This window comes from Sulfurimonas sp. (assembly GCF_027056685.1).
In the GTDB taxonomy this organism is placed as follows: Bacteria; Campylobacterota; Campylobacteria; order Campylobacterales; family Sulfurimonadaceae; genus Sulfurimonas.
Map to the genome: position 1 here is coordinate 1 of NZ_JALUKE010000200.1, position 7,679 is coordinate 7,679.

Consider the following 7,679-nt stretch of genomic DNA (forward strand, 5'->3'; position numbering starts at 1 on the left):
TTGGTGGTCTTAGATTTACTGTGTATGCTATTCCTGCCATGGCAATTGGTGCAGTATATGTGGCTTATTTCATAATTGAGAGAGTTGGACTAAAAGATAAAGCAAAATATGCTCTTCTTGCTTTAGCAACAGTAGCGTTTTTATATCCAAATATTAGGCATATTATTGCGTATAAAGTACCTACTGTTTTTAATCAAGAAGAGGTAAAAATTCTTGATAAACTAAAAAATGTTGCTACGCCAAAAGATTACACATTAACATGGTGGGATTATGGTTATCCTATTTGGTACTATTCAGATACAAATACACTTATAGATGGTGGAAAACACCATGCAGATAATTTTATTATCTCTCAGATACTTACGACAGATTCTCAGATGCAAGCAGCTAATTTGGCTAGAACATCTGTTGAAAAATATGTAAAAAAACAGCTTGCTTATACGCCAGTGGCAGATTATATTTTTGAGCACAATGGGACTGCTTTGGATGCGAATGATGTACTGGATGAGATGAAATTAAGTGATTATAAACTTCCTAAAAAAACTAGAGATATATATCTGTATTTACCAAATAGAATGTTAAATATTTTTCCAACTGTGGCAGTCTTTTCTAATCTTGACTTAAATACAGGAAATAAGGAAGCAAACCATTTCTTTTTTGTGTCTCAAAATTTTAAACAAGTTGGTAATAAACTCATGCTTGGACATGGTGTGAGTTTTTTAAATAATACGGGTGAATTGCTACTGGGTAATCGAAAAATACCTATAAAACATTTTTCTGTTGTAAGCTATAATAAACAAGGAAAGCTCCAAAAAGAAGATCAAATTCTTGACTATAATTCACGATTGAATATGATATATAAGAAAAGTTACAATACAATTTTAGTCTTAGACGATAAAATGTATAACTCTGTATTTATACAACTTTTTGTATTTGAAAACTATGACAGAAATCTTTTTGAACCAGTCATTCTAAATCCTTTAGTTAAAATTTACAAACTTAAGAGATAGACTATGCAGATACCATTTCACCGTACTCATACTACAGATGAAGAGATAAACGCAGCAACAGAGGCTATAAAGTCTGGCTGGGTGACTATGGGTCCAAAAACAGTTGCGTTTGAAAAAGAGTTTAAAGATTACATCGGCTCACAAGAAGCAGTTAGTGTAAACTCTGCAACAGCAGCACTGCATTTGGCTCTCAAAGCAATTGGACTGCAACGAGATGATGAAGTTATAGTACCTACAAACACTTTTGTGGCAACCGCTGAAGTTGTAACCTATTTTGATGCTATACCTGTGCTATGTGACATCGAAGAAGATACGCATAACATTGATGTCTCGAAGATTGAAGCGCTTATCACTGAAAAAACACGAGCTATTATTCCCGTACACTTTGCAGGGCAGCCTTGTGATATGTATGAAATCTATGAGATTGCTCAAAGGCATAACCTTAAAGTGATAGAAGATGCCGCACATGCAATTCCTAGTAGCTATAAAGGTGTAAAAATAGGTAACCTGCGAAAAAGTGATGTTACCTGTTTTAGTTTTTATGCCACAAAGACCCTCTCCACAGGTGAGGGTGGTATGGCAACGACGAACAATGCTGCGTATGCAAAAAATATGCGCATTAACAGACTTCACGGTATTAGCCGTGATGCGTGGGACAGATACACCACAAAAGGCGCATGGTATTATGAAATAGTGGATAATGGTTGTAAGTACAATACTACAGATATAAACGCAGCTATAGGTATGGTACAGCTCAAAAAGCAAGAGATGTTGCGCGAAAAACGTGCAAAAATTGCCCAGACATATAACGCTGCGTTTAGAGATAATAAAAACATTACACTCCCTTTTGTAAAAGATGACAGAGAGAGCTCTTGGCATCTCTATGTCATAAAAATTGCAAACAGAGATGAGGTGATAGAGCAGCTAAAAGAGCGAGGAGTAGGGTGTAGTGTCCATTTCATTCCTATTCATAAACACCCTTACTATAAAGAGCGTTATGCATACGAAAACGAAGCATATCCAGTAGCAAATGCTGTCTTTGAGCGTTCTTTATCTTTGCCTATTTACCCTGATATGCTTGATGAAGAGGTGGCGTATGTGATAGAACAGGTAAGTGAGCTTGTCGGTTGATGTATAGATTGTATTTGAAAAGAATTTTTGATTTTATTGCTGCGTTTATAGGGATTATAATTCTCTCTCCTATCTTGGTGCTTATTGCAGTATGGATCAAGTTCAGTTCCAAAGGGCCGCTTTTTTATATACAAAAGCGTGTAGGAAAAGATTTTAAAGAGTTTGATATTTATAAATTTCGCTCGATGGTTGTAGATGCAGATAAAATAGGTCCAAGTGTGACAAGTGGCGATGATCCTCGCATTACAGAGGTTGGAAGGTTTATCCGAAAAACGAAAATAGATGAACTCCCACAACTACTCAATGTACTTAAAGGCGATATGTCTCTTGTAGGTCCTCGTCCAGAAGTGATGCAATTTGTTGCTAAAAAACGAGATGAATACAAAAAAGTACTCAGTGTGAGACCTGGTATTACAGATAATGCAGCTATAGAGTTTCGTAATGAAGAGACGATTATGAATATTTATGAGGATAAAGAGAAGACATATCTTGAGATTATCTTGCCCAAGAAAATAGAACTTTACTATAATTACATTGATAATATCTCATTTACAAATGATATAAAACTACTCTTGCATACATTAAAGGTAATCTAATTGAACTTTTTAACTCCAACAAATACAAAGCGTACACTCTTTTTTATTCTTTTAGATTTTATTGCTATTAGTGTTGCAACTTATATCGCATTTTTATTGCGTTTTGATTTTATAATAGAAAAACAGTATATTGATGATGTTTATAAGACCTTTATAATCTTAGGTATTATGAGAATAGGCTTATTCTATATTTTAGATATTTATCAAATATCATGGCGTTATTTTAGTTTTAAAGATCAGGTTCAAATAACATATGTATTGTTGAGTTCAACTCTTTTATTTACAGCTTTAGTATATCTTTTTAGAGGAAGTTTTTTTGCTGGTTATCCTCGATCTGTTATTCCAATAGAATTTTTATTAAGTTTTTTATTTATCCTCTCATCACGAGTGAGTAAAAGATTTTTTTTAGAGGTTTATTCTAAACATTCTCTTGGTAAACCAACTCTCATTATTGCATCCCCTCAAAGGGCAGAAGAGATAACAAGAAAACTTTTAAAATCAGATCATGATTATTGGCCTGTTGTGATTTGGGATGATATGACTGCTGGTATTAAAATCAATGGAGTAAGGGTTAAGAGCTATGCAGAGATAATGGAATTTCATCAGGGATTACAAAGTGTCATTATTTCAGATGAATTTGCTGTTAAAGATTTTTATGGGAAAATTAAGAAATTAAATATTAATGAAATCAAAATCTTTAATACTAATAGTGATTATGGAAAAAATAGTCTCGTAAATTTATCAGTTGAAGATTTGCTTGCTCGTCACCCCAAAGATTTAGATAAAGAGACTATTGAAAATTTTATAAAAGATAAAATTATTTTGGTGACTGGTGCGGGTGGAAGTATTGGAAGTGAAATTTGTCGTCAGTGTGAAAAATATGGTGTGAAAAAGTTGATTTTACTTGACCATAGTGAATTTAATCTATACAGTATTGAGCAAGAGATAAAAGATATACCAACAGCAGCTGTTATGGAAAATATACATGATTTAGAATTGCTAAATAAAACTTTTGAAAAGTATAAACCAGAGATTGTTATTCACGCAGCAGCATATAAACATGTGCCTCTTGTTGAAGTCAATGTAACAGAAGCTATTTTGAACAATGTAGTAGGTACAAAAAATGTCATTGATATGGCCATAAAACATGGTGCTGACAAGTTTGTAATGATTTCAACAGATAAAGCAGTTCGTCCAACAAATGTAATGGGTGCAACAAAGCGAATTTGTGAACTTTATGCTCAAAATTCTAATGGTCTTGGCACAGATATAGTAGCCGTACGTTTTGGAAATGTACTTGCTTCAAGCGGAAGTGTAATTCCAAAATTTAAAGATCAAATAGATAAAGGAAAGAATGTTACGGTAACACATCCTGATATTACAAGGTACTTTATGCTTATTCCTGAGGCATGTGAGCTTGTGCTGCAAGCTGGAGCTATTGGAAGTGGTGGAGAGATTTTTATTTTAGATATGGGTGAACCTGTTAAGATTGTTGATTTAGCAAAGAAAATGATAGAACTTAGTGGTAGAAATGATATAGGCATAGAGTTTATAGGTCTCCGCCCAGGTGAGAAGCTCTATGAAGAACTTCTCCTTAATGATGGCGATGTCCAAACGCAGTATGAGTCTATCACTGTTGCACAGCCTACACTATATGATATAGAGAGGCTTAATAACGATATAAAAGAGCTTGTAGCTAGTGATAGTAAGCTTGAAAAACTAAAAAAGATTGTTCCAGAATTTAATCACCAGCTAAATTAATAAATACATTATAAAAGTATGCGATATTTTATATTAATTTAATAATTTTTAGATAAAATTTCGCTACACATTCCGGATTAGCTCAGCGGTAGAGTAGGTGACTGTTAATCACTTGGTCGCTGGTTCGAATCCAGCATCCGGAGCCACAACATTTATAACCCCTTAAATACGGACTTTCCAACTGATTTATTTAGCTACCATGCCCAAGTGTGTCACTAAATATTTCCTATTTCTAATCTTTTACTCATATATAACTGCAGTACCTGCTAAGAGGTCGTGTAGAGCTCTTTTGTCTTTTCTAAACGCAACCATCAAAAAGCCAATAAAGAAGAACATAGAAGGGATATAGCCTAATGAACGGGTGATGGCTTGTTGATTTGTTATATCTTTGTATGTTTTTGTATCTACGATTTTGATATGTACAAATTTCTTGCCGGGTGTTGCTCCACGCCATTTTTCCCAAAAAAGTATGGTAATAACAAAAACAGATATTTCAAAGAGTATTTCCCAAGAAAATGAGGTATGTGGCTGGCTGTCAAGTGCATGTGGATTACCACTCATTGCCATTTGTATGTTTTGTTGGTACTGTGCAAAGTCAAACCAATTGCCATCACTTAAAAAGTAGATGAGGACGCCAACTGGTAGAGCGAGAAAGAGAGTGTCTAAAAATGAAGCGATAAAACGGATCCAAAAACCCGCATATCGAACTTCAGAGTTAGACATGGTAGTTTGGTGCTTCTTGTGTGATGATTACATCATGAACATGAGACTCTTTAAGCCCTGCAGATGTAATTTCAACGAATTCTGATTTATCCCAGAATGCTTCTATACTTTCGCTACCACAGTAACCCATAGATGAACGAAGACCACCCATCATTTGGTGAACAATACCGGCAATAGAACCTCTAAAAGGTACACGACCTTCAATTCCCTCCGGTACAAGTTTATCAGATGCAGTTCCCTCTTGAAAATATCTATCTGTACTTCCTTTTTGCATAGCCCCAATACTTCCCATACCACGGTATGATTTGTATTGACGACCTTGGAACATAATAGTATCACCTGGGGACTCTTCAGTACCAGCAAGCAAAGAACCAGCCATAACACAACTAGCACCAACTGCAAGTGCTTTTGAAATATCTCCAGAGTATTTAATCCCGCCATCAGCAATAACAGGAACACCATGTTTGCGTGCAGCTCCTGCACACTCATCAATCGCAGAAATTTGTGGTACACCAACACCAGCAACTATTCTGGTAGTACAGATTGAACCAGGTCCAATACCAACTTTAACTGCATCTACTCCTGCTTCAATAAGCGCCTCCGTAGCCTCTGCTGTTGCAATATTTCCAGCAATAACATCTACTTCAAGTGTCTCTTTGATTGTTCGCACAGTATCTAAAATACCTTTAGAATGTCCATGTGCAGAGTCAAGTACGAGTACATCAGCACCTGCATCAACAAGTGCTTTTGCTCTGTCCATTTGCCCAACGCCAATAGCTGCACCGACAACAAGACGACCAAAAGCATCTTTGTTTGAGTTAGGGTATTCAATGCGTTTTTTAATATCTTTGATAGTAATAAGACCTTTTAAAAAGCCTTCGTCATCAATAATAGGGAGTTTTTCAATCTTATTTTTATGCATTATATCTGCTGCATCATCAAGGCTAATGCCTTTTGAAGCAGTAATAAGTGGCATTTTTGTCATAACTTCACTAGCTTTTTTACGCATATCTTTTTCAAATCTCATATCACGATTTGTAAGAATACCTAGAAGTTTGTTATGTCCATCAACTACAGGAACACCAGAAATTTTGAACTCATTCATAAGCTCTTCTGCATCAGCAAGCGTAGCATCTGGATGTACATAAATAGGGTCTATTATGATTCCACTTTCAGATTTTTTAACTTTTTTTACCTGTTTACATTGTGTATCAATATCCATATTTTTATGGATAATTCCTATACCACCAAGTCTAGCCATTGCAATAGCTGCACGGTATTCAGTTACTGTGTCCATGGCAGCTGATACCATCGGAATTTTAAGGCTGATGTTACGAGTAAGTTTTGTCTCAAGTGATACCTCTTTTGGTAATACTTCAGAATATTGTGGTACTAAAAGTACATCTTCAAATGTGAGGGCGCGTTTACGAATTCTCATGGTTATCCTTTTGCAGAGTTATAAAAGTTTGGTGTTTAAAATTTTTGCATTATACCTTTATTGTGCTAAAATAGAAGTAAAATCCAAAAACATAAATTGAGATAAGAAGATTATAATAATTACTAAAATAAATGGGAAAAGATGACTTTTAAATACCCATGGCTGTATACCAAAAAAAACTTGATTGATACCTCGAAAGCCAAGCCATAATCCTAAAAATGCTTTTATGGAGAGGGCAATTTGAAAAGAAGAAAGCCCCTCGGGAGCTATTTCTCCAAAAACTTGTGTAAAAAGATAACTCCCCGTTATTACAGCGACAATCAAAGCCTTAGGAACTACTTTTCTTACATGTACCATAATAGCTTCACGAGCTTTTTTATGTTCTTCTTCTGATAAAGATTGTTTCATTTTCATCATAAAAAGATTATCTGTAAAAAGAAATCCTCCATAAATAAAGACAGAGAAGATATGAATAGTGTGAATAATCGTATAAAGCATTATTTATCTTTCTTTGAAGCTTTTCTAAAGAGGTGGTAGTTCTCAGATTCAAGCATATCTTCTACATATCCTTTAACACATTTTGTACAGTTTGTCCAAATACCTGAAGGAAGACGAACTTCAAGCTTTTTCTTTTCACGAAGTTTTATAATTTTCTTTGGTGAGAGAACTTTATTAACTGGAGCAAAATCCACATCTGTTAAATCAATATCATTTTTAAAAAAAATAGTTTGCTTCTTAAAGTTTCCCCATCCTGGAATACCATCTTCTGTATAAGGAACTTCATGTCCATTTTTAAATTTAACCATCATTTTATAATGAGAATCATCAAAAACTTGTGAAACTTTACCTGCTCCAAAAACAAGCCCATAGAGTTTATCTTTTACTTTTACTTTGTCAAAATATGCCATTTTTTCTCCTTTAATAGACTTCTTGCAAAACTTAGATATGTTTCAGCAATTTATAGAGAGTTTTAATCAAGGCAGATGTTCTTCAGCGTAGCCGTAGCTACGGTGAAGGTTA

The 7,679-nt window shown here is 34.7% G+C and carries 7 protein-coding genes, 1 tRNA gene and 1 pseudogene; 5 read left to right on the forward strand and 4 right to left on the reverse strand.

The window, feature by feature from the left end; translation table 11 throughout:
- The 5 genes and pseudogenes from MVY38_RS08855 to MVY38_RS08875 all read left to right on the forward strand — a co-directional run.
- Positions 1-1,010: pseudogene (locus tag MVY38_RS08855) on the forward strand (peptide-binding protein); the annotation flags it as partial.
- A gap of 3 nt (positions 1,011-1,013) precedes the next feature.
- Positions 1,014-2,141 (forward strand): DegT/DnrJ/EryC1/StrS aminotransferase family protein, encoded by a 1,128-nt coding sequence (locus MVY38_RS08860; protein WP_297485355.1) that lies wholly within the window; start codon positions 1,014-1,016, stop codon positions 2,139-2,141.
- A gap of 14 nt (positions 2,142-2,155) precedes the next feature.
- Entirely contained in the window at positions 2,156-2,737 is a 582-nt protein-coding gene (locus tag MVY38_RS08865) for a sugar transferase (RefSeq protein WP_297485357.1), read from the forward strand.
- Entirely contained in the window at positions 2,738-4,498 is a 1,761-nt protein-coding gene (locus tag MVY38_RS11055; RefSeq protein WP_366939786.1) for a nucleoside-diphosphate sugar epimerase/dehydratase, read from the forward strand.
- 71 nt (positions 4,499-4,569) lie between these two features.
- Positions 4,570-4,644: transfer RNA gene (locus tag MVY38_RS08875), tRNA-Asn, on the forward strand.
- A gap of 94 nt (positions 4,645-4,738) precedes the next feature.
- Here MVY38_RS08875 and MVY38_RS08880 read toward each other — a convergent pair.
- From MVY38_RS08880 to MVY38_RS08895, 4 genes are read right to left on the reverse strand one after another with little or no spacing between them, the layout of a single operon-like run.
- Positions 4,739-5,221, reverse strand: coding sequence for an RDD family protein (locus tag MVY38_RS08880; protein WP_297485359.1), 483 nt, complete (start codon positions 5,219-5,221; stop codon positions 4,739-4,741).
- Positions 5,214-6,659 (reverse strand): IMP dehydrogenase, encoded by a 1,446-nt coding sequence (gene guaB, locus MVY38_RS08885; protein WP_297485361.1) that lies wholly within the window; start codon positions 6,657-6,659, stop codon positions 5,214-5,216. Before guaB ends, MVY38_RS08880 begins: the two co-directional genes overlap by 8 nt.
- Positions 6,660-6,716: 57 nt before the next feature.
- Positions 6,717-7,157 carry a hypothetical protein gene (locus MVY38_RS08890; protein ID WP_297432908.1) on the reverse strand — a complete coding sequence of 147 codons (441 nt, stop codon included), beginning with the start codon at positions 7,155-7,157 and terminating at the stop codon, positions 6,717-6,719.
- On the reverse strand, positions 7,157-7,567 hold the full coding sequence (locus tag MVY38_RS08895; RefSeq protein WP_297485363.1) for a hypothetical protein: 411 nt from the start codon (positions 7,565-7,567) through the stop codon (positions 7,157-7,159). The genes MVY38_RS08890 and MVY38_RS08895 overlap by 1 nt, the downstream gene beginning before the upstream one ends.
- Positions 7,568-7,679 lie beyond the last annotated feature (112 nt).